The 20,683-nt window shown below is 73.7% G+C and carries 20 protein-coding genes and 1 pseudogene; 12 read left to right on the top strand and 9 right to left on the bottom strand.

Annotated elements, in window-relative coordinates:
- Positions 1–33: 33 nt before the first annotated feature.
- Positions 34–1,251 carry an erythromycin esterase family protein gene (locus tag ACH4N1_RS32670; RefSeq protein ID WP_398103587.1) on the bottom strand — a complete coding sequence of 406 codons (1,218 nt, stop codon included), beginning with the start codon at positions 1,249–1,251 and terminating at the stop codon, positions 34–36.
- Positions 1,252–1,309: 58 nt separating this feature from the next.
- On the opposite strand from ACH4N1_RS32670, the gene ACH4N1_RS32675 reads away from it, so the two are divergent.
- From ACH4N1_RS32675 to ACH4N1_RS32685, 3 genes are all read left to right on the top strand, one after another.
- The gene (locus tag ACH4N1_RS32675) at positions 1,310–2,062 is read left to right on the top strand and encodes a TioE family transcriptional regulator (protein ID WP_398103590.1); all 753 of its coding nucleotides are present in this window, start codon (positions 1,310–1,312) and stop codon (positions 2,060–2,062) included.
- A 63-nt stretch (positions 2,063–2,125) separates the two neighbouring features.
- Complete coding sequence (locus tag ACH4N1_RS32680; RefSeq protein WP_398103593.1) at positions 2,126–2,668, top strand: GNAT family N-acetyltransferase; 543 nt, start codon at positions 2,126–2,128, stop codon at positions 2,666–2,668.
- Between the two features lie 239 nt (positions 2,669–2,907).
- Positions 2,908–4,137: a phosphodiester glycosidase family protein gene (locus tag ACH4N1_RS32685; RefSeq protein WP_398103596.1), complete on the top strand. Its 1,230-nt coding sequence runs from the start codon at positions 2,908–2,910 to the stop codon at positions 4,135–4,137.
- A 46-nt stretch (positions 4,138–4,183) separates the two neighbouring features.
- Here the strand turns inward: ACH4N1_RS32685 and ACH4N1_RS32690 are convergent, their stop codons facing one another.
- From ACH4N1_RS32690 to ACH4N1_RS32715, 6 genes and pseudogenes are all read right to left on the bottom strand, one after another.
- Positions 4,184–4,378 carry a hypothetical protein gene (locus ACH4N1_RS32690; RefSeq protein WP_398103599.1) on the bottom strand — a complete coding sequence of 65 codons (195 nt, stop codon included), beginning with the start codon at positions 4,376–4,378 and terminating at the stop codon, positions 4,184–4,186.
- A gap of 142 nt (positions 4,379–4,520) precedes the next feature.
- A pseudogene (locus ACH4N1_RS32695) lies at positions 4,521–5,382 on the bottom strand (phosphatidylinositol-specific phospholipase C/glycerophosphodiester phosphodiesterase family protein).
- Between the two features lie 173 nt (positions 5,383–5,555).
- Positions 5,556–6,665 carry an acyl-CoA dehydrogenase family protein gene (locus tag ACH4N1_RS32700; protein ID WP_398103602.1) on the bottom strand — a complete coding sequence of 370 codons (1,110 nt, stop codon included), beginning with the start codon at positions 6,663–6,665 and terminating at the stop codon, positions 5,556–5,558.
- On the bottom strand, positions 6,662–7,846 hold the full coding sequence (locus tag ACH4N1_RS32705; protein WP_398103605.1) for an acyl-CoA dehydrogenase family protein: 1,185 nt from the start codon (positions 7,844–7,846) through the stop codon (positions 6,662–6,664). The genes ACH4N1_RS32700 and ACH4N1_RS32705 overlap by 4 nt, the downstream gene beginning before the upstream one ends.
- Positions 7,843–8,814, bottom strand: a complete 972-nt coding sequence (locus ACH4N1_RS32710; RefSeq protein WP_398103608.1) for an NADPH:quinone oxidoreductase family protein — start codon at positions 8,812–8,814, stop codon at positions 7,843–7,845. The genes ACH4N1_RS32705 and ACH4N1_RS32710 overlap by 4 nt, the downstream gene beginning before the upstream one ends.
- A gap of 157 nt (positions 8,815–8,971) precedes the next feature.
- The gene (locus ACH4N1_RS32715; protein ID WP_398103611.1) at positions 8,972–9,610 is read right to left on the bottom strand and encodes a helix-turn-helix domain-containing protein; all 639 of its coding nucleotides are present in this window, start codon (positions 9,608–9,610) and stop codon (positions 8,972–8,974) included.
- A 79-nt stretch (positions 9,611–9,689) separates the two neighbouring features.
- Here ACH4N1_RS32715 and ACH4N1_RS32720 point away from each other — a divergent pair, with 79 nt between their 5' ends.
- The 5 genes from ACH4N1_RS32720 to ACH4N1_RS32740 all read left to right on the top strand — a co-directional run bounded on the left by ACH4N1_RS32720 (position 9,690) and on the right by ACH4N1_RS32740 (position 14,525).
- Positions 9,690–10,772, top strand: coding sequence for an NAD(P)/FAD-dependent oxidoreductase (locus tag ACH4N1_RS32720; protein ID WP_398103614.1), 1,083 nt, complete (start codon positions 9,690–9,692; stop codon positions 10,770–10,772).
- 29 nt (positions 10,773–10,801) lie between these two features.
- Entirely contained in the window at positions 10,802–12,340 is a 1,539-nt protein-coding gene (locus tag ACH4N1_RS32725) for an ATP-dependent DNA ligase (RefSeq protein WP_398103617.1), read from the top strand.
- Entirely contained in the window at positions 12,337–12,801 is a 465-nt protein-coding gene (locus tag ACH4N1_RS32730; RefSeq protein ID WP_398103620.1) for an NUDIX domain-containing protein, read from the top strand. The genes ACH4N1_RS32725 and ACH4N1_RS32730 overlap by 4 nt, the downstream gene beginning before the upstream one ends.
- A 76-nt stretch (positions 12,802–12,877) precedes the next feature.
- Complete coding sequence (locus ACH4N1_RS32735; RefSeq protein WP_398103623.1) at positions 12,878–14,263, top strand: NADP-dependent succinic semialdehyde dehydrogenase; 1,386 nt, start codon at positions 12,878–12,880, stop codon at positions 14,261–14,263.
- 25 nt (positions 14,264–14,288) lie between these two features.
- A complete protein-coding gene (locus tag ACH4N1_RS32740; RefSeq protein WP_057580803.1) occupies positions 14,289–14,525 on the top strand; it encodes a DUF6213 family protein in 237 nt (78 codons plus the stop codon).
- Between the two features lie 63 nt (positions 14,526–14,588).
- On the opposite strand, the gene ACH4N1_RS32745 is transcribed toward ACH4N1_RS32740, so the two are convergent.
- Positions 14,589–15,857: an acyl-CoA dehydrogenase family protein gene (locus ACH4N1_RS32745; protein ID WP_398103627.1), complete on the bottom strand. Its 1,269-nt coding sequence runs from the start codon at positions 15,855–15,857 to the stop codon at positions 14,589–14,591.
- Positions 15,858–16,027: 170 nt separating this feature from the next.
- Between ACH4N1_RS32745 and ACH4N1_RS32750 the strand changes: the two genes are divergently transcribed.
- The gene (locus ACH4N1_RS32750) at positions 16,028–16,669 is read left to right on the top strand and encodes a TetR family transcriptional regulator (protein WP_398103630.1); all 642 of its coding nucleotides are present in this window, start codon (positions 16,028–16,030) and stop codon (positions 16,667–16,669) included.
- Between the two features lie 16 nt (positions 16,670–16,685).
- Here the strand turns inward: ACH4N1_RS32750 and def are convergent, their stop codons facing one another.
- Positions 16,686–17,225 carry a peptide deformylase gene (def, locus tag ACH4N1_RS32755; RefSeq protein WP_398103633.1) on the bottom strand — a complete coding sequence of 180 codons (540 nt, stop codon included), beginning with the start codon at positions 17,223–17,225 and terminating at the stop codon, positions 16,686–16,688.
- A gap of 158 nt (positions 17,226–17,383) precedes the next feature.
- Between def and ACH4N1_RS32760 the strand changes: the two genes are divergently transcribed.
- The 3 genes from ACH4N1_RS32760 (at position 17,384) to ACH4N1_RS32770 (ending at position 20,636) form a co-directional block, all read left to right on the top strand.
- Positions 17,384–18,622: a MurT ligase domain-containing protein gene (locus ACH4N1_RS32760; protein WP_363089798.1), complete on the top strand. Its 1,239-nt coding sequence runs from the start codon at positions 17,384–17,386 to the stop codon at positions 18,620–18,622.
- A gap of 23 nt (positions 18,623–18,645) precedes the next feature.
- The gene (locus ACH4N1_RS32765; RefSeq protein ID WP_398103637.1) at positions 18,646–19,374 is read left to right on the top strand and encodes a type 1 glutamine amidotransferase; all 729 of its coding nucleotides are present in this window, start codon (positions 18,646–18,648) and stop codon (positions 19,372–19,374) included.
- A gap of 236 nt (positions 19,375–19,610) precedes the next feature.
- The gene (locus ACH4N1_RS32770) at positions 19,611–20,636 is read left to right on the top strand and encodes a 6-phosphofructokinase (RefSeq protein WP_366062130.1); all 1,026 of its coding nucleotides are present in this window, start codon (positions 19,611–19,613) and stop codon (positions 20,634–20,636) included.
- Positions 20,637–20,683: the final 47 nt, after the last annotated feature.

Below are 20,683 nucleotides of genomic sequence, written 5' to 3' on the forward strand. Positions count from 1 at the left end.
ACGGTCTGCCCGAACTCCCGGTGGCGGCCCCGGTCAGCGGCGCGGGACGTCCTTGACGAACACCATGCCGTCGCTGTCGGCCAGGTGCGCCGGGTCGAGCGGGGCGTAACCGAAGTACGGCGACACGCGCGGGGCGGGCCGCGCGTCGCCGAGGGCGGCCGCCAGCCGGGCGGCGTCGACGACGCAGCGGTCCTGCGGGAGCGCGTACAGGTGCCCTTCGACGGTGTCCGGGGGCGGGGTGTCCACCCCCTGGTGCCGGATCGTGCCGAGGGCCGTGGGCAGGAAGGCGTACTCCTCGCCGAGCCGGGCGCTCACCAGCGCACCGGCGCTCCACCACTCCAGCGGCCGCCCGTCCATGCGCAGGGTGCTCCTCTGCCGCTGGAGATGGCTGTTGTGGGCGTGGACCAGCACCGGGCCCCGTTCGGCGAGGGCGAGGAGGTTGTCGGCCATCATCAGGTCCCGCAGACCCACCATCCGGGTCATGCGGGCCGGTGAGGTGTCGGCCATCCAGAAGTGGTAGCGCAGCAGGCCGACGGCTGTACGCGCGTACAGACGCACCCGGTCCAGGTCCTCCCGCGAAGCCGCCCCGACGAGGTGCGGTGTCCGCTCGTGGAGCAGCGCCGTCAAGTCGTCGGCGAGCAGCCGCAGTTCTCGCGCCTCGGCCGACCTTCCCACCGACCGGGCGGGGTCCCTCATCGCGGCGGGCCCGGTCCACCGGTCGTCGGCGCCGAGCAGGCCGTCGAGGGTTTCCGCGGTGCAGGGCAGCAGGGCCGGGTCGACACGGGCGGCGAGGTGGGCGTGGAGGGCGGTGAGGGCCTGCCGGGGGCTCGCGGCGTGGGTGATCTCCAGCGGGCCGTCGAAGCCGGCGAAGCGGACCTGTTCGGACGCGGGCCGGCCCTCGTTGTGGGCGCGCATCCAGCGGACGAGTTCGCGGTTGGCCGCGGAGGCTCCCCAGCCGTGGCTGAAGCCGTGTTCCATGACCTCGTCGAGGGTGCCCCTGCCGGAGGTGACGTGGTCGTCGACGACCGGGCCCCTCAGGCAGTCGCTCTCGATCGCGATCGTCCGGTAGCCCTCCTGCTCGACGAGCTGCCGGAAGAGGTCGTTGCGCAGGTCGAGCAGGGCGTCCTCGCCGTGGGTGGGCTCGCCCAGGGCGAGCAGCCGGGGCCGGGACGGGAGCAGCCGCATGACGGAGGCGGCCTCGACGGTCCGCACGCTGTCCTTGATGTCGGTGTCCTTGATGCCGGTAGCCATGGCTTCAACGGTATCTTTGAACCCTCGGTGAAAACTTCTGCGCGATATCGTGGGAGACATGGGGCGAAACCTTCAAAGCGGTGAACGGCTCCGGCCGGTCGACCTGGCCCGTGCGCACGGTCTGTCCACGCAGGCCGTCAGGAACTACGAGGAGGCCGGCATCCTCCCGGCCGCCGGGCGCACCTCCCACGGCTACCGCACCTACACGCCGCTCCACGCGCGGGCGCTGGGCGCGTTCCTGGCCCTGGTGCCCGGCCACGGCCACCGGACGGCGGCGGCGGTCATGCGGGCGGTGAACCGGGGCGCGGCCGACGAGGCGTTCCGCCTCATCGACGAGAGCCACGCCGAGCTCCTCGAGGACCGGCGGACACTCGGCGCCGTGGAGAACGCCCTGCGCGACCTGGATCCCGGCACCCCGCCGCCCGCGTCACCCAGGTCGACCGGGGCTTCCGCGCCGTCCGGGCCCGGCGGCACGTTCATCGGGCCGCTGGCGGGCCGGCTCGGCATCCGTTCCGCCACCCTCCGCAAGTGGGAGCGCGCGGGGCTGGTGAGCCCCCGCCGCGACCCGCGGACCGGGTACCGCGTCTACGACGAGGCCGACGTGCGCGACGCGCGGCTGGCCCGTCAACTCCGCCGCGGCGGCTACCCGCTGGAGCGGATCGCCCCGCTGATCGCCCAGGTGCGGTCGGCCGGCGGACTCGAGCCGCTGGAGGCCGCCCTGGCCGACTGGCGTGCCCGGCTGTCCGCGCGCGGCCGGGCCATGGTGTCCGGGGCAGCCGAACTGGAGGCGTACCTCCGCGCGCGTGGATGAGCTGATCAGCCGTCGACGGCGGCCCGTCCCCCCCGTCACGTGTCACCGTGCTTGCATACGGCGGTGACCCCCGACCCCGCCGGAACCCCGGCCCTCTGCGTCCGGCCCCGGACGCCCGCCGACCTGGACGACTGCGTGAGCACGCTGGCCCTGGTGCACGCGCACAGCCGGTATCCGGTCAACTGGCCCGACGAGCCCGCCGCCTGGCTCACCCCCGCCACACTCCTGGCCGCCTGGGTGGCCCAGCACGACGGACGGACGGTGGGGCACATCGCGCTGTGCCGGGGCGAAGACGGCGATCCGGCAACGGCGTTGTGGGCGGCGCGCGGGAACGGGGTGCCGGCGGTCGGGGTGAACCGGCTGTTCGTGGCGCCCGGGGCGCGCGGGCTCGGCGCGGGAGCGGCCCTGCTGGAGCGGGCCGTCGGGGAGGCGCGCTCCCGCGGCCTGCACCCCGTGCTCGACGTGGTGGCCACCGACCCGGCGGCGGCCTTCTACGCCCGGCTCGGCTGGCGGGACCTCGGTCGCGTGGACCAGAGGTGGGGCCCTGACCAGTTGGTTCCCCTGCGTTGTTACGCGGCGCCGGTGCCCGGGGAACGGGTCGGCTGAAGCCCACCACTCCCCCTCGGGGCCGTCACACCGGACATCGCCCCGGGACCGAGTCGCGCCGCATCGCAGAGGTGACGACGGTGTGCGGCACGGAACGCCCGCACCACCCGCGCCCGGACAGGGGAACGGCGCCCGGACCCGCGCCTCATATCACCCGTCCGAGTCGTTCACGTCCGCGCTGCCGCGGTAACACCCCGTCCTCATGAGAAGGTTGCCGCCCGCACGAGGCAGGAGGTCGGGTGACACCCAGTCAGAACCGGTCCCGCGCGCGCAGAACCTCACTGACGCTTCTGACGGCACTCGGCACGCTGGCCGGTGCCGCCCTGACGGGGGCGGCACCGGCCAGCGCGGCGACGGGGACCACCATCGCGGCCGGCGTGGTGTACCGGCAGTACGACCTCGAGGCGAGAGCCGGCGTGACGCACGTGCACGTGCTCGGCGTCGACCTGACCGACACCCGTGTGAGCCTGGGCCTGCTGCATCCGGGGAAGGTCGCGGCCCGCGCCACCGTCTCCCGGCAGGCCGCCGCCCAGAAGGCCGTCGCCGGCATCAACGGGGACTTCTTCCACATCACCGAGACGCAGCACCCGGGCGTCGCCGCGACCGGCGCGAGCGTGGGCCCCGCCGTCGCGAACGGCAGGGTGCTCAAGGCCGCCGTGCCGACGGGACAGCGGTTCGGCCCCGCACTGCCGCCCGGCACGGACACCGAGGACGTGCTCGGCGTGAGCGGTGACGGACGGGCCCGGCTGGACCGCCTGACGCTCGACGGCACGCTCGTCACGCCCGGCCGGCGGTGGCCGCTGGGCGGCCTCAACCAGTACGCGCTGCCGGAGGACTCCATCGGCGCCTACACCTCCGGCTGGGGCAGCGCCTCCCGGGCGCGGGCCGCCTGCGGCACCGACACCGACCGGGCCGCGCCGTGCGGCACCGACACCTACGAGGTGACGGTGCGGCAGGGCCGGGTGGTGTCCGCCTCGGCCACGCCGGGCGGCGGCGCCATCGCGGCGGGCACGACGGTGCTCGTCGGCCGGGAGGCGGGCGCGGAGCACCTCAGGGAGCTGGTCACGGGGCAGCGGGTGGCGGTGCGGTACGGCCTCGCGGCCGCGTCGCGGCGTGCCTACCGCTTCGCCCTCGGCGGTTACCCGGTGCTCACCGGCGGGCGGCCGTCGGCGGGCCTGGACACGCGGACCTCGGCGGTCCGCACCGCGGTGGGCATCGCGGACGGCGGGCGGCGGGTGCTGCTGTTCGCGGTCGACGGTGCGCCGGCGTACCGCAGGGGGCTGACGGTCGCCGAGGTCGCGGCCGCCCTCAGGAGCCTCGGGGCGACCGACGGCTTCAGCCTGGACGGCGGCGGTTCCTCGACCCTGGTGGCGCGGGAGCCGGGCGCGGCCACGGTGTCGGTGCGCAACCACCCCTCGGCCGGGGCTGAGCGTCCCGTGCCGAACGGCATCGGGGTGTTCACCCGGTGAACCGGCCCGCGGGGGGGGCCGGTTCAGCCGGTGCTCCCGCAGGACCTCACGGCCGGATGCTGCCGACGATGTCGGCGGTCGCCGTGAGGCCGCTGTGGATGGTGGGGGCCATGCTGGTGCCGGCCAGGAAGAAGCCGAGCAGCAGGCAGACCAGCCCGTGCGAGACCTTCAGTCCGCCGTTGCGCAGGAAGATCACCGCCAAGATCAGCAACAACACCACCACGGAAAGGGAAACGACCACACCGACCTCCTCCATTACGTCCGCTTTCGCGGCATTCGGCCGCAAGTGTGGCGCAATGGATGGTTCGTCTGTGTGGCTCACCTGTCCGCCGAACGAGTGGTTCACGGGTCGGCCGGGCGGCCGGCCGGTCGGCCGTTCGTGGTCACGCCTTCCCGCGGGCGTCGAGGAAGGCCTCCAGGCCGGCCAGGTCGTCAGTGTTCAGGTAGTCGACGCCGGCGTCGAGCAGTTCGCCCCACAGCGCCTCCCGGGCGGGCCCCGCCAGGTCCGGCGTCGCCCAGAAGCGCACCTTCTGCCCGCGGTCGTGCGCGGCCCGGACGAGGGCGCGCAGTTTGCGCCGCTCCGCGTCGGGGAAGGCGCCGGCACCGAGCCAGGTGAAGTGGAGCGTCCAGTTGTCGCTGATGAGGGAGGCGAAGGAGGCGTCGGTGCCGCCCAGGTCGGCGAGGCGGCCGTCGTAGAAGGCGCGGCGCACCGTCTGCGCCGCCATGGGGACCCGGGCCGCACGGTCGCCCGAGACGACGACGGTGACCGGGCCGCGCCGCACCCGGCCGTGGTCGTAGGTGGTGAACAGGTGCCGGTAGCGGCGCAGTCGGCGGTCGAGTTCGAGGTACGTCGACGCGCCCTCGGTCTTGATGTCGACGAGCAGTTGCAGGGGGGGTGCGCGAGCCGCGGTGGACAAAACCGTGGTTGGCCTCGACGCGGGCGGCGAGCGGGTCGAGGTAGAGGGATTCGAGCGTGCGGGCCGGGTCGAGGTCCACCGGGTCGTGGGCGACGAGCAGTTGGCCGTCGACGAGGAAGATGTCGGCCTCGACGCTGCCGAAGCGGTGGTCGAGGGCGTCGAGCAGGGGCCGGGGGTGCTCGTAGTCGTTGTGGGCGTGGGCGTGCCACAATGGGCGCGGCCGGTGCAGCTGTTCGGCGGCGAAGGCGCTGCCGGCGGGCGGCGCCAGCACTGCCGTGAGGGCGGCGCCGAACGTGGTGAGGGCTCCGCGGCGGGTGATGAGGGCCATGCTCTGCCTCCCTGGGGAACGGTCCGGACCACAGGGAGTATGGATCCGGCCCGGCCACAACGAACCTGTACATGGCAGGAGTTGGCCGGACCGCCGTCGGGCGTTCACCCCTTCCGCGCGAGCGCGTGAAGAAGCCCGCCCCGGGTGGGGCGGGCTTCTTCACGGAAGGGGCGTCAGGGGGCCCGCAGGTCGACGAGTTCGGCCAGGGCGGCGCGGTGGGCGCCCGCCGTGCCGTAGGCGATCGAGTCGGCCTTCGCGCGCTTCAGGTGGAGGTGGGCCGGGTGTTCCCACGTCATCCCGATGCCGCCGTGCAACTGGACCGCCTCCTCGGCGGCACGGACGGCGACGGGCGCCGCGTACGCCTGTGCCACGGCGACGGCCACCTCGACGTCCTCGCCGGTCGCCAGGGCGTCCGCCGCGCCCCGGGCCGCGGCCCGCAGGTTGACGACCTCCAGCCACAGCTGGGCGAGCCGGTGCTTGAGCGCCTGGAAGCCGCCGACGGGCCGGTTGAACTGCTTGCGGTCCTTGAGGTAGCGCACGGTCTCGGTCAACGCCCAGTCCGAGACGCCGAGTTGCTCGGACGCCAGCAGCCCGGCACCGGCGCGCAGGGCCCGCCGCACGGCGGGGGCGGCGTCCCCGAGCCGACGGCCGGGGGCCCCGGCGAGGGTGACCGTGGCGAGCGGGCGGGTCAGGTCGAGGGACACCTGGGGGGTGACGGTGACGGCGGCGGCGTCGACCGCGTACAGCCCGCCGTCGTCCGCGGGGACGAGCAGCAGGTCGGCACAGGCGGCGTCGGCGATGCCGGTCAACTCCCCGTGCAGGGCGCCGTTCTCCAGCCGTACGGTCGGGAAGGCGGCGCCCGGTGCGGTGTGCAGCCCGACGGCGAGCGCCGCGACCGTGGTGGCCCGCGCCAGCCGGCCGAGCAGGTCGGCGGCGACGGGGGTCTCCCCGCTCGGGCGAAGCCGGGAGTGGGGGAGGGCGAGCAGCGCCTCGGTGGCGACGACCGCGCTCGTGAGGTACGGGACGGGGGCGACCGCGCGGCCCAGTTCCTCCAGGACGACGGCGGCCTCCCGGTGGGTGGCGCCCTGGCCGCCCAGTTCCTCGGGCACCAGCAGCCCCGCGAGGCCCATCGTGTCGGCGAGCGCCTTCCACAGCCGGAGGTCGTGCGGGGCGTCCGACTCGGTGCGGGCGATCACGCCGGCCGCGTCGCAGTGGTCGCCGAGCAGGTCGCGGACCGCGGCGCGGAGCGCGTCCTCCTCCTCGGTGTACAGCAGGTCCGTCATCGAGCGAGGTCCTTCCAGGCGACGTCCTTGTCGGTGCGCGGCTCGGTGGGCAGGCCCAGGACGCGCTCGGCGACGATGTTCAGCAGGACCTCGGTGGTCCCGCCCTCGATGCTGTTGCCCTTGGAGCGGAGGTAGCGGTAGCCCGCCTCGCGGCCGGTGAAGTCGACGTGCTCGGGCCGGCGCATGGTCCAGTCGTCGTACAACAGGCCCTCCTCGCCGAGGAGTTCCACCTCCAGGCCGCTGATCTCCTGGTTGAGGCGGGCGAAGGCGAGCTTCATGCCGGCGCCCTCGGGGCCGGGCTGGCCGGCGACGAGCTGCTGGCGCAGCCGCTCGGCGGTGAGCCGGGAGACCTCGACCTCCACCCACAGCTTCAGCAGCCGCTGGTGCAGGTCGTGGGTGCGCAGTTCGGGGCGCTCGCGCCAGGTCCTGGCGGCGGGCCCGATCATGCCGCCCTCGCGGGGCAGCCGCATGCCGCCGATCGCGACCCGCTCGTTGTTCAGCGTGGTCTGCGCGACCCGCCAGCCGTCGCCGACCTCGCCGAGGCGGTGGGCGTCGGGGATGCGGACGCCGGTGAGGAAGACCTCGTTGAACTCGGCCTCGCCGGTGATCTGCCGCAGCGGCCGGACCTCTACGCCGGGGTCGGTCATGTCGCACACGAAGTACGTGATGCCGCGGTGCTTGGGCACGCCCGGGTCGGTGCGGGCGATGAGGATGGCCCAGCGGGCGACATGGGCGCTGGACGTCCACACCTTCTGCCCGTCGACGACCCAGTCGCCCCCGTCCTCGCGGACGGCCCGGGTGCCGAGGGCGGCCAGGTCGGAGCCGGCGCCGGGCTCGCTGAACAGCTGGCACCAGACCTCCTCGCCGGTCCACAGGGGCCGCAGGAAGCGCCGCTTCTGCTCCTCGGTGCCGTACTGGAGGATCGTCGGCGCGGCCATGCCGAGGCCGATGCCGATGCGCCGCGGGTCGTTGTCGGGGGCGCCCGCGGCCTCCAGCTCGGCGTCCACGACGGCCTGGAGGGAGCGCGGGGCACCGAGTCCGCCGAGCCCCTCGGGGTAGTGCACCCAGGCGAGTCCGGCGTCGAAGCGGGCCTTGAGGAAGTCGAGCCGGTCGGTGCCGGCCGGGGGGTGCGCGGCCAGCAGTTCGGCTGTACGGCGCCGGAGTTCGGCTGCGTCGGTCATACGGCGGCTCCGTTCTGCGGGACGACGGCGACCCGGCCGGTGGTGACACCGTCGGCGACCCGCTGGACGGCGGCGGCGGCCTCCGCCAGCGGCACGCGCTCGCTCACCAGCGGCTTGATCGCGCCACGGGCGGCCAGATCGGTGAGCTGCTCGTGGCAGTGCCGGACCAGCTTCGGGTTCTTGGTGTTGTACAGGCCCCAGTGCAGGCCGAGGATCGCGTAGTTCTTCACCAGCGCGTGGTTGAGCGAGGGACTGGGAATCGTCCCGCTCGCGAAGCCCACGACCACGATCCGGCCCTCGAAGGCGACGACCTTGGCGGACTGGGCGTAGGCCTCGCCGCCGACCGGGTCGTAGACGACGTCGGCGCCCCGGCCGCCGGTGGCCTCCTTGACGGCGGCGATCACGTCCTCGGCGCGCCGGTCGATCACCACGTCGCAGCCCAGCTCGCGGGCGACGGCCGCCTTGTCGGGCCCGCCGACGACCCCGATGACGGTGGCGCCGGCCGCCTTGCCGAGCTGTACGGCCGCGCTGCCGACCCCGCCCGCCGCGGCGTGCACGAGGAGCGTCTCACCGGCCTGGAGGCCGGCCCGGCGGTGCAGGCCGAACCAGCCCGTCTGGTAGCCGATGTGCAGCGCGGCGGCCTCCGCGTCGTCCAGCGAGTCCGGCGCGGGCAGCAGGGCGGCGGCGTCCGCGACGGCGTACTCGGCGAAGCCGCCGTGCGGCAGCGCGGGGGTGGCGAGGACGCGGCGGCCGTCCTCGGTCTCGCCGCAGATCTCCACGCCCGGGGTGAACGGCAGCGGCGGCCTGACCTGGTAGTGGCCACGGGCCATCAGCACGTCGGGGAAGTTGATGTTCGCGGCGCGCACCCTGAGCAGGACCTGGCCGTCGCCGGGCGTGGGCCGCTCGATGTCCGCGAGCCGCATCACCTCGCTCGGCTCGCCGTTCTCGTGCACCTGCCATGCCTGCATGCGGAGCCTCCACGGGACTGCGTCGTCTGACCGGGGTCGATCGCATACTAAGCGGTCGCTTGCCGATCAGGGAACAGTCGGCGGGCAACAGCCCCGCGCGAGGTGCCGCGCACGGCAGGTCGTCGGCGCGAGGTCGCCGGCGGGAGGCCGCCTCGCGTCACGCCCCCTTGGCCCGCGCCCGGACGTGCATCCGCTCCCCCTGCGGCCCGAAGAGGCTGAGGAACTCCACCGGCCCCTCCCCCGTCGACCCGAACCAGTGCGGCACGCGCGTGTCGAACTCGGCGGCCTCCCCCGCCGACAGCACCACGTCGTGCTCGCCCAGCACCAGCCGCAGCCGCCCGGACAGCACGTACAGCCACTCGTACCCCTCGTGCACACGGGGGTCCGGGTCGAGCCTGCGCCGCGGTTCCAGCACCTTGAACGCCTGGAGGCCGCCGGGCTGGCGGGTCAGCGGCCAGTGGGTGCGGCCGTGGCGGACGATCGGCTGCGCCCGCACCCGCGGGTCGCGCACCGCCGGCGCGCCCACCAGTTCGTCCAGCGCCACCTCGTGGGCCCGCGCGATCGGCAGCAGCAGTTCCAGGCTGGGCCTGCGCAGCCCCGACTCCAGCCGGGACAGCGTGCTCACCGAGATGCCCGTCGCCTCGGACAGCCCCGCCAGCGTCGCGCCCCGCTCCTTGCGGATCCGCCGCAGCCGCGGCCCGACCTCGGCGAGCACCGCGTCGACACCCTCGCCGCCCGCCCCGGCGCCGCCGTCGGCCCTGCCGCCTTCCCTGCCGTCATCCCTGTCGTCGCTCATGAGGCTATTGCAGTTTCGGCAAACTTGTTTGTCAATACGGCAGTGGTGGCGCGACGGTCGGCGGTGGAGGTGGTCACAGATGACCGAGAACATCCCGAACACCGGGCACACCGGGCACACCGGGCACACCGGGCACACCGGACACGCCGAGCGCACCGGGCACACCACGAACCCCGGAAACGCCCCGGGAAGCGCCGACGCCTACGAAGTGGTCGTCATCGGCGGCGGTGCGGCGGGCCTGTCCGCCGCCCTGGTCCTGGGCCGGGCCCGGCGCCGCACCCTGGTCGTGGACGCGGGCGAGCCGCGCAACGCGCCCGCCGCGCACATGCAGGGCTACCTGTCGCGGGACGGGATGTCCCCGGCCGAGTTCCTGGCGACCGGACGCGAGGAGATCGCCCGGTACGGCGTGGAGCTGGTCCGGGACCGTGCGGTGGACGCCGGGCGGGACGAGGCGGTGGACGCCGGGCGGGACGAGGGCTTCGCGGTGACGCTGGCGGGCGGACGGACCGTGCGGGCCCGGCAGCTCGTCGTCGCCACCGGCCTGAAGGACGAGCTGCCCCCGGTCGAGGGCCTCGCCGAGCGGTTCGGGCGGGACGTGCTGCACTGCCCGTACTGCCACGGCTGGGAGGTCCGCGACCAGGCCTTCGGCGTGCTCGCCACCAGCCCGACGAGCGTGCACCAAGCGCTGATCGTGACCCAGTGGTCGAAGGACGTGAAGCTGTTCCTGCACACCGTCGGCGAGGCGGAACTGTCCGACGAGGACCTGCGCCGGCTCGCCGCGGCCGGTGTCGGCGTCGTCCCCGGCGAGGTGGCCGGGCTGGTCGTCGAGGACGACCGGCTCACCGGCATCCGCCTGGCCGGGGACGCCGCCGCCGGGGCAGGGACCGTGCACGCCCGCGAGGCGCTGTTCGTCGCCCCCAGGGCGGTCCCGCGGACCGACCTCCTGGCCCGGCTCGGCGCCGAGATGACCGAGACGCCGTTCGGCCGCTACCCCGTGGTCGACGGCCGGGGCCTGACCACCGTGCCGGGCCTGTGGGCGGCGGGCAACGCCTCCGGCTTCGCCGAGCAGGTCGTCAACGCGGCGAGCCGCGGCTACCGGGCGGGCGCCGCGATCAACGGGGAGCTGCTGATGGGCGATCTCGACGCCGCCGTCCGGGTGTAGTCGCCACGCCCGCGTTGCACCATGGCTGCATGCTGCTGATCCGGCTCGCCGACGTGTCCCGGGAGGTCGCCGCCACCTCGGCACGCTCCCGCAAGATCGCCCTGCTCGCCGCCCTGTTCCGGGAGGCGGAGGCGGAGGACGTGCCGGTGGTGATCCCGTATCTGGCCGGACGGCTCCCCCAGGGGCGGCTCGGCGTCGGCCGGAAGGTGCTGGGCCGCCCGGTGGCCCCGGCCGCCGCGCCGACGCTGACCGTGCGCGAGGTGGACGACCGGCTCACCGCTCTGGGCACGGTGTCGGGCCCCGGCTCGCAGGCCGAGCGGATCCGGCTGGTCGGGGAACTGATGGGCGCCGCCACGGAGGACGAACAGCGTTTCCTGATCGCCCTGATCAGCGGCGAGGTCCGGCAGGGCGCCCTGGACGCGGTGGCGGTGGAGGGGCTCGCGGAGGCGACCGGCGCTCCCCCGGCGGACGTGCGGCGGGCGGTGATGCTGGCCGGCTCGCTCCGGACGGTGGCACAGGCCCTGCTCACGGACGGGCCGGCGGCGCTGGAGCGGTTCCGGCTCACCGTCGGCCGCCCGGTGCTGCCGATGCTCGCTCACACCGCGTCCTCCGTGGCCGAGGCGGTCGGCAGGCTGGGCGCCTGCGCGGTGGAGGAGAAACTGGACGGCATCCGCGTCCAGGTCCACCGGGACGGCGACACCGTGCGGGTGCACACCCGCACCCTCGACGACATCACCGACCGGCTGCCCGAACTCACCGCCGCGGCGCTGGAACTGCACGGTGAGCGGTTCGTCCTGGACGGTGAGGTCATCGCCCTCGACGAGACCGGCCGGCCCCGCTCCTTCCAGGAGACCGCGGGCCGCGTCGGCTCCCGGGTGGACGTGGCCGCGGCCGCCGCGGAGGTCCCGGTCTCCCCCGTCTTCTTCGACGCGCTGTCGGTCGACGGCAGGGACCTCCTCGACCTGCCCTTCTTCGAGCGGCACGCGGAGCTGGCCCGGCTGGTGCCCGAGCCGATGCGGGTGCGCCGGACCGTCCTGGCGGGCGAGGCGGACCTGCGGGCGGCCGAGGACTTCCTCGAGGAGACGCTGGCCCGGGGTCACGAGGGCGTGGTGGTGAAGTCCCTCGACGCGCCCTACAGCGCGGGCCGGCGCGGCGCGTCCTGGCTGAAGGTCAAGCCGGTGCACACGCTCGACCTGGTGGTGCTGGCCGCCGAGTGGGGCCACGGCCGGCGCACCGGCAGGCTCTCCAACCTCCACCTCGGCGCCCGCACCGCCGACGGCGGCTTCGCGATGCTCGGCAAGACCTTCAAGGGCCTGACCGACGCCCTGCTCACCTGGCAGACCGACCGCCTGCGGGACCTGGCCGTCGAGGACGACGGCTGGGTGGTGACCGTGCGCCCCGAACTCGTCGTCGAGATCGCGTACGACGGCATCCAGCGCTCCATCCGCTACCCGGCCGGCGTCACCCTGCGCTTCGCCCGCGTGGTCCGCTACCGCGAGGACAAGCGGCCGGAGCAGGCGGACACGGTGGAGACGGTGCTGGCCGCGCACCCGCGGGTACGGCCGTGACGGCGCGGCGCAGCGCCGGGCTGCTGCTGTTCCGGCGCACCGGCGACGGACCGGAGGTGCTGCTGGGACACATGGGCGGGCCCTATTTCGCGAAGAAGGACGCCGGTGCCTGGACCGTCGTGAAGGGCGAGTACGCGCCGGACGAGCCGGCCTGGGAGGCCGCCCGCCGCGAGTTCCGGGAGGAGCTGGGGGTGGCGCCGCCGGACGGCGAGGCGTTCCCGCTCGGGGAGGTCCGGCAGACGAACGGCAAGATCGTGACGGCCTGGGCGATCGAGGCGGACCTCGACCCGGCGGCGATCGAACCCGGCACGTTCGTCATGGAGTGGCCGCCGCGCTCCGGGCGGACGCGGGAGTTCCCCGAGCTGGACCGGGTCGCCTGGTACGGCCTGGACCGGGCCCGCGAGGTGATCGTGACGGCACAGGCCGCGTTTCTCGACCGGCTGACGGAGCACTCGGGCTGAGCGGACGCGCACGCGTTGCGGGGCCCTCCGGGACGCGCGAAGGTCGAAGCACATCCAGCACCGAGGGAGGTCGGTCATGCCCATCGCGACGGTGAACCCGGCGAACGGCGAGACGCTCAAGACGTACCAGGCCATGGACGAGGAGGAGCTCGAACGCCGGCTCCAGCTCGCCGAGGCCACGTTCCGCACGTACCGCACGACGGCGTTCGCCGACCGCGCCCGGCTGCTCGACCGGGCCGCCGACCTCCTCGACGAGGACTCGGCGGAGATCGCCCGCGTGATGACCACCGAGATGGGCAAGCCGGTGAAGCAGGCGCGTGCGGAGGCCGCCAAGTGCGCGAAGGCCATGCGCTGGTACGCCGAGAACGCGGCGGGGCTCCTCGCCGACGAGCGGCCGGCCGAGTCCGACGTGCGGGACTCCGGCGCCTCCCACGCCCTGGTGCGGTACCGCCCGCTGGGCCCGGTGCTCGCGGTGATGCCGTGGAACTTCCCGCTGTGGCAGGTCGTCCGCTTCGCGGCGCCCGCGCTGATGGCGGGCAACGTCGGCCTGCTCAAGCACGCCTCGAACGTCCCGCAGACCGCCCTCTACCTGGAGGACCTCTTCCACCGGGCCGGCTTCACCGAGGGCTGCTTCCAGACCCTGCTGATCGGCTCCGCCGCGGTCGACGAGATCCTGCGGGACGATCGGGTCAAGGCGGCCACCCTGACCGGCAGCGAGCCCGCGGGCCGCGCGGTCGCCTCCACCGCCGGCGAGATGGTCAAGAAGACGGTGCTGGAGCTGGGCGGCAGCGACCCCTTCGTCGTCATGCCGTCCGCGGACGTCGACCGGGCCGCCGAGGTGGCGGTGACCGCGCGGGTGCAGAACAACGGGCAGTCGTGCATCGCCGCCAAGCGGTTCATCGTCCACGCGGACGTGTACGACCGCTTCGCCGAACGCTTCACCGAGGGCATGCGGGCGCTGAAGGTCGGCGACCCGCTGGAGGAGGAGACGGAGGTCGGCCCCCTCGCCAGCGAGCAGGGCCGCGCCGACCTGGAGGAGCTGGTGGACGACGCCCGGCGCAGCGGCGCCACGGTGCTGTGCGGTGGTGAACGCCCGGACCGGCCCGGCTGGTACTACCCGCCGACCGTCCTGGCCGGCATCGACCGCGAGATGCGCATCCACCGCGAGGAGGCCTTCGGACCGGTGGCGACCCTCTACCGGGCGGCCGACCTGGACGAGGCGGTCCTCATCGCCAACGACTCCCCCTTCGGGCTGAGTTCCAACGTGTGGACCCGCGAGGAGGCCGAGGTGGACCGGTTCGTGCGGGATCTGGAGGCGGGCGGGGTGTTCGTCAACGGGATGACCGCCTCCCACCCGGCGCTGCCCTTCGGCGGGGTCAAGCGGTCCGGCTACGGGCGTGAGCTGTCCGGGCACGGAATCCGCGAGTTCTGCAACATCACCACGGTTTGGCACGGTGCGTGAGCGCCGCGCGGCTACGATCCCGGTTGTGAACCGCGAAGTGACTCTGCCTCTGATCGTCGACGACCGCGGGACCCTCCAGGTGGCCGCGGCCGACGTGAGCAAGCTGCTCCGCACGCTGGGGGGCCGGTGGCTGCATCTCGTCGAGGCCGGGGCGGAGGGCCTGGACGAGGACACGGTCGCCGCGCTGACGATCGAGCTGGCGAAGCTGGCCGACCGGATCGACGTGGCGTGCATCGCCCACAGCAGCGGCGGGGCGCCGTAGGGACGCCGGTGCGCTGCTGCGGGCGGCACGTCGTGGCCGGTCGCGCGGTCCCGCGGCGGGCGGCTACCGGATCGGCATCCCCGACAGGGTGCGGGCGATCACCAGCCGCTGGATCTCGCTCGTCCCCTCAAAAATGGTGTAGATCGCGCTGTCGCGGTGCATCCGCTCCACCGGGTACTCCCGCGTGTAGCCGTTGCCGCCGAGGATCTGGACGGCCTGCGCCGTCACCTTCTTCGCCGTCTCGCTGGCGTACAGCTTCGACATGGAGCCCTCGGCGGCCGTGAACGGCTTGCCGTTGACCGCCATCCACGAGGCGCGCCAGACCAGCAGCCGCGCCGCGTCGATCTGCGTGCGCATGTCGGCGAGCTGGAAGGCGACCCCCTGGTTGTCGATGATCGGCCGGCCGAACTGCTCTCGCGTCATCGCGTAGTCGAGGGCGACCTCGTACGCCGCGCGGGCCGTGCCGACGGCCATCGCGCCGACCGCCGGGCGTGAGGCCTCGAAGGTCGCCATGGCCGCGTTCTTCACCCTCCCCCAGCCTCCGGCCGGGGGGACCCCCATCTCGCTTCGCTCGCCGCCGCCCGCCTTGGCCCGCTCGCGCGCCCGCGCCAGCCGTTCGTCGAGCTTCTCCTTGCCGCCGAGCAGGCAGGAGCCGGGGACCCGCACGTTGTCGAGGATGACCTCGGCGGTGTGCGAGGCGCGGATGCCGTGCTTCTTGAACTTCTGGCCCTGGGCGAGACCCGGCGTGCCCGGCGGGACGATGAAGGAGGCGTGCCCCTTGGAGCCCAGCTCGGGGTCGACGACGGCGACGACCACGTGGACGTTGGCGATGCCGCCGTTGGTGGCCCAGGTCTTCGTGCCGTTGATCACCCACTCGTCCTTGGCCTCGTCGTACACGGCGCGGGTGCGCATGGAGGCCACGTCGGAGCCGGCGTCGGGCTCGGAGGAACAGAAGGCGGCCACCTTGACGTCATCGGCGTCGCCGTACATCTGGGGGATCCAGGTGCCGATCTGCTCCTCGGTGCCGTTGGCGAGGACGCCCACGGCGGCGAGGCCGGTGCCGACGATGGACAGGGCGATGCCCGCGTCCCCCCAGAACAGTTCCTCCATGGCCATGGGGATGCCGAGACCGGTGGCGTCGAAGTACTGCTGGGCGTAGAAGTCGAGGGAGTAGATGCCGACCTTCGCGGCCTCCTGGATGACCGGCCAGGGAGTCTCCTCACGCTCGTCCCATTCGGCGGCCGCGGGGCGGATCACGTCGGCGGCGAAGCCGTGCAGCCAGTCCCGGACCTCCCTCTGTTCGTCGTTGAGCTCCATGGTGAACTCGGCCATGTCCCCTCCAGCGGCGGAACGTGCGTGTTACTAGCGGTAACGCGAGTCTGTTACCGGTCGGTAGGAAAAGTCAACTCCCGAGGACAGCCCGGCAGCCCGTTCGATGCGGGGCCATCTCCAAGTGTTACTTTGCGCAGGCGTCACCGAATCAGCACGGGTGGGGAGAGCACATGGACACCACGCAGCGGACCGAGCAGCAGCGGTCCGCCGACCGCCGAAGGCGCGAGCTGCTGGAGGCCGCCGACCGAGTGGTGCTCCGGGACGGCCCCCAGGCCTCCATGAACGCCATCGCGGCGGAGGCCGGCATCACCAAGCCGATCCTCTACCGCCACTTCGGCGACAAGGGCGGGCTGTACGCCGCTCTCGCCAAGCGGCACACCGACGCGCTGCTCGCCTCCCTGCGCGCCGCCCTGGACGCTCCCGCCGAACGCCGGGAACGCGTCGAGGCCACGCTGGAGACCTACCTCTCGGCCATCGAGGCCCGCCCCCAGGTCTACCGCTTCCTGATGCACCCGGCGGACGGGGCATCCGGCGAACAGGGCTTCGACGTCGGCAAGCACTCGGCTCCCCTGCTGCGGCGGATGGGCGAGGATCTGGCCCAGGTCATCGAGGAGCGGCTGGACCTCGGGCCCGGCACCCAGCAGCTCGCCCGCGTCTGGGGACACGGGATCGTCGGAATGATGCACGCGGCGGGCGACTGGTGGCTGGGTGAGCGGCCGTGCTCCCGGGCCGAGCTGGTGCGCAGCCTCGCCGACCTGCTGTGGGGCCGCCTCGCGGCGGCCGGGGACAAGGCCGGCGGACCGGGGTTCTGACGGCCGCACACCGCCCTCACCCGCCCCAGGAGGCCCGCGCCACCTGGCGCGCCAGCCGTCTCCCGCGCCACCCCGTCACACGGTCCGCGTACACCCGCCCCTCCAGGTGGTCGCACTCGTGCTGCAGGCATCTGGCGAAGAATCCCGTGCCGTGGACGGTGACCGGCTCGCCCGTCACCGTGAAGCCCTCGACCACCGCGTGGTCGTGGCGTTCCGTCCCCGCCTCCAGGCCCGGCAGGGACAGGCAGCCCTCGGGGCCGCGGACCACCACGCCGTCCACGTCCACCAGGCGCGGGTTCACCACGTGGCCGAGGTGGCGGACGTCCTCGTCGTCCGGGCAGTCGTAGACGAACACCCGCAGGGACTCGCCGACCTGGTTGGCGGCCAGGCCCACGCCCTGTGCCGCGTACATCGTGGCGAACAGGTCCTCGACCAGGCCGGCCAGGGCCGGACCGAACTCGGTGACCTCCGCGCAGGGTTGCCGCAGGACCGGATCGCCGAGCAGGGTGAGGGGCCGGACGCGCCCGTGGGCACCCGGGATGGAACCTTGTCGCATGGCGGCAAGGGTACGGTCCTTTCTGACACGCGCATGCCGTGCGCAGCGTGGGACGGTGCCGGGATTCGGGAGTGTGAAGGGATCTCGATAGGCTGACCACCTACCACGTTGCCGTCAGGCTTCAGGCGCGGCGCGTACGCAAGGAGGATCGAGAACTGATGGCAGGCAACTCGGACCCGCTCACGCCGCGGGCCAAGATCGCCGTGACCGCGGGCAAGGCGGTCGCGGCGGCATCGCGCGCCGCGGGACGCGGCAGCGGTTCGGTGATCGGCGGCAAGGTGGCGCTGAAACTCGACCCCGACCTCCTCGCACGGCTCGCCCAGAACCTGGACGTCACCCTCGTCTCGGCGACCAACGGCAAGACCACGACCACCCGCCTCATCGCGGAGGCCCTGCGGGCCGCGGGCCCGGTCGTCTCCAACGCGCTGGGCGCGAACATGCCGGCCGGCATCACCTCGGCGCTCGCGGGCGGCTCCGACGCCAAGTACGGCGTGATCGAGGTCGACGAGAAGTACCTGGCCGGTGTCGCCCGCGACACCGCGCCCAAGTGCATCGCGCTGCTGAACCTCTCCCGCGACCAGCTGGACCGTGCCGCCGAGACCCGCATGCTCGCGGAGAACTGGCGCGAGGGGCTGGCCGGTTCGAAGGCCGTCGTCGTCGCCAACGCCGACGACCCGCTGGTGGTGTGGGCCGCGTCCTCCTCCCCCAACGTGATCTGGGTCGCCGCCGGGCAGATGTGGAAGGACGACGCCTGGTCCTGCCCGTCCTGCGGCGGCGTGATGCAGCGTCCGGGCGACGACTGGTTCTGCGGCGAGTGCGGGTTCCGGCGGCCGACGCCGAGCTGGGCGCTCTCCGGCGACCACGTCCTCGACCCGCACGGTTCCGCCTGGCCGATCCACCTCCAGCTGCCGGGCCGCGCCAACAAGGCCAACGCCGCCTCCTCGGCCGCCGTCGCCGCCGTCTTCGGCGTGCCGCCGCAGGTCGCGCTGGAGCGGATGTACCAGGTGCAGGCCGTCGCCGGGCGCTACGACGTCGTCCAGTTCATGCAGCGCGACCTGCGCCTGCTGCTGGCGAAGAACCCGGCGGGCTGGCTCGAGACGTTCAGCCTGATCGACCCGCCGCCCACGCCGGTCATCCTCTCGGTGAACGCGCGCGGCGCCGACGGCACCGACACGTCCTGGCTGTGGGACGTCGACTACACCCGTCTCACCGGCCACCCGATCTTCGTCGTCGGTGACCGCAAGCTGGACCTCGCGGTACGCCTGGAGGTGGCCAACCAGCACTTCCAGGTGTGCGAGAACGTCGACCAGGCCGTGCAGCTGGCGCCGCCCGGCCGTATCGAGGTCATCGCGAACTACACCGCGTTCCAGGACCTGCGCCGCCGCGTCGGCAACTGAGCCCCGAGGGATACATCACCGTGATGAACGACAACCAACTGCGGGTCGTCTGGGTGTACCCGGACCTGCTCAGCACCTACGGCGACCAGGGCAACGTCCTGGTCGTGGAGCGGCGGGCGCGGCAGCGCGGCCTGGACGTGGCGCGGCTGGACGTGCGCAGCGACCAGCCGATCCCCACCTCCGGCGACATCTACCTCATCGGCGGCGGCGAGGACCGGCCGCAGCGGCTCGCGGCCGAGCGGCTGCGGCGCGACGGGCACCTGTACCAGGCGGTGCAGAACGGCGCGATCGTGTTCGCGGTGTGCGCCGGCTACCAGATCCTGGGCCACGAGTTCGTCAACGACCTCGGTCAGCGCGAGCCGGGTCTCGGTCTGCTGGACGTCACCACCACCCGTGGTGAGGGCGAGCGGTGCGTCGGCGACGTCCTCGCGGACATCGACCCGCGCCTCGGACTGCCCTCGCTCACCGGTTTCGAGAACCACCAGGGCATCACCCACCTCGGCCCGACCGCCCGCCCGCTCGCCCGCGTCCAGATCGGCAAGGGCAACGGCACCGGCGACGGCACCGAGGGCGCGTACAACGACACCGTCTTCGGCACCTACATGCACGGTCCGGTGCTCGCCCGCAACCCGCTCATCGCGGACCTGCTGCTGAAGCTGGCGCTCGACGTGAACGCGCTCCCGCCGACCGACGACCGCTGGTACGAGGCCCTGCGCAACGAGCGCATCGCGGCCGCGCAGCAGCCCGCCTAGCAGGCGCTCCGCGGGCGCTCGGCAAACGCTCGCGGGAACCCGCACGACCTGTGTGTCCACCCGATCTCCGGGGTGCCGTCAGCAGCCCGGATGACGGTGCGTCCGCACAGGTGAGCGGGTGCGTCCAGCAGGCGGACGTGTGCTTCGGCCCCGCCCCCTCCTGCCGCTAGGGTGGCGGGGATCGAGCCGGACGACGCGGTCCGGATCCGGCCCACGTGGAGAAGGTTGTTCGGGCTATGCGCATTGGTGTCCTCACGTCCGGCGGCGACTGCCCCGGCCTGAACGCCGTCATCCGGTCCGTCGTGCACCGCGCCGTCGTCGACCACGGCGACGAGGTCATCGGCTTCCGGGACGGCTGGAAGGGCCTCCTGGAGTGCGACTACCTCAAGCTCGACCTCGACGCGGTGGGCGGCATCCTGGCCCGCGGCGGCACCATCCTCGGCTCCTCCCGCGTCCAGCCCTCGCAGCTGAGGGACGGCGTGGAGCGGGCCCGCGGACACGTCGAGGAGCTCGGCCTCGACGCCGTCATCCCGATCGGCGGTGAGGGCACGCTCAAGGCGGCCCGCCTGATGTCGGACAGCGGCCTGCCGATCGTGGGCGTGCCGAAGACCATCGACAACGACATCGCCGTCACCGACGTCACCTTCGGCTTCGACACCGCGGTGGGCGTCGCCACCGAGGCGCTCGACCGGCTCAAGACCACCGCCGAGTCCCACCAGCGGGTCCTCGTCGTCGAGGTCATGGGGCGGCACACCGGCTGGATAGCGCTGCACTCCGGCATGGCGGCCGGCGCCCACGCCATCGTCGTACCGGAACGCCCCTTCGACATCGAGGAGCTGACCCGGCGGGTCGGCGAGCGGTTCGCGGCGGGGAAGCGGTTCGCGATCGTCGTGGCCGCGGAGGGCGCCAAGCCCGCGCCCGGCTCCATGGCCTTCGACGAGGGCGGCAAGGACATCTACGGGCACGAGCGGTTCGCCGGGATCGCGCGCCAGCTGTCCGTCGAGCTGGAACAGCGCCTCGGCAAGGAGGCCCGTCCGGTGATCCTCGGACACGTGCAGCGGGGCGGCACGCCCACCGCGTACGACCGCGTCCTGGCCACCCGGTTCGGATGGCACGCGGTGGAGGCCGTGCACCGGGGCGAGTTCGGCCGGATGACGGCCCTGCGGGGGACGGACATCGTGATGGTGGAGCTGGCGGAGGCCGTCGAGACGCTGAAGACGGTCCCCTCGGACCGGTACGCCGAGGCGGAGTGCGTGCTGTAGCCGTCCTGCGGGGCCTCGCGTCCCCGGCGAGCCCGCTGTCCTGCCCC

The organism is Streptomyces sp. NPDC017202 (genome assembly GCF_044331705.1).
Classification (GTDB): Bacteria; Actinomycetota; Actinomycetes; order Streptomycetales; family Streptomycetaceae; genus Streptomyces.

Coding starts and splice junctions, on each gene's coding strand:
- ACH4N1_RS32675 (WP_398103590.1), top strand. CDS start 1,310: ATGGGGCGAAACCTTCAAAGCGGTGAACGGCTCCGGCCGGTCGACCTG.
- ACH4N1_RS32700 (WP_398103602.1), bottom strand. CDS start 6,665: ATGACGGACCTGCTGTACACCGAGGAGGAGGACGCGCTCCGCGCCGCG.
- ACH4N1_RS32765 (WP_398103637.1), top strand. CDS start 18,646: ATGAACGACAACCAACTGCGGGTCGTCTGGGTGTACCCGGACCTGCTC.
- ACH4N1_RS32735 (WP_398103623.1), top strand. CDS start 12,878: ATGCCCATCGCGACGGTGAACCCGGCGAACGGCGAGACGCTCAAGACG.
- ACH4N1_RS32770 (WP_366062130.1), top strand. CDS start 19,611: ATGCGCATTGGTGTCCTCACGTCCGGCGGCGACTGCCCCGGCCTGAAC.
- ACH4N1_RS32750 (WP_398103630.1), top strand. CDS start 16,028: ATGGACACCACGCAGCGGACCGAGCAGCAGCGGTCCGCCGACCGCCGA.
- ACH4N1_RS32760 (WP_363089798.1), top strand. CDS start 17,384: ATGGCAGGCAACTCGGACCCGCTCACGCCGCGGGCCAAGATCGCCGTG.
- ACH4N1_RS32710 (WP_398103608.1), bottom strand. CDS start 8,814: ATGCAGGCATGGCAGGTGCACGAGAACGGCGAGCCGAGCGAGGTGATG.
- ACH4N1_RS32745 (WP_398103627.1), bottom strand. CDS start 15,857: ATGGCCGAGTTCACCATGGAGCTCAACGACGAACAGAGGGAGGTCCGG.
- ACH4N1_RS32715 (WP_398103611.1), bottom strand. CDS start 9,610: ATGAGCGACGACAGGGATGACGGCAGGGAAGGCGGCAGGGCCGACGGC.
- ACH4N1_RS32670 (WP_398103587.1), bottom strand. CDS start 1,251: ATGGCTACCGGCATCAAGGACACCGACATCAAGGACAGCGTGCGGACC.
- ACH4N1_RS32720 (WP_398103614.1), top strand. CDS start 9,690: ATGACCGAGAACATCCCGAACACCGGGCACACCGGGCACACCGGGCAC.
- ACH4N1_RS32725 (WP_398103617.1), top strand. CDS start 10,802: ATGCTGCTGATCCGGCTCGCCGACGTGTCCCGGGAGGTCGCCGCCACC.
- ACH4N1_RS32705 (WP_398103605.1), bottom strand. CDS start 7,846: ATGACCGACGCAGCCGAACTCCGGCGCCGTACAGCCGAACTGCTGGCC.
- def (WP_398103633.1), bottom strand. CDS start 17,225: ATGCGACAAGGTTCCATCCCGGGTGCCCACGGGCGCGTCCGGCCCCTC.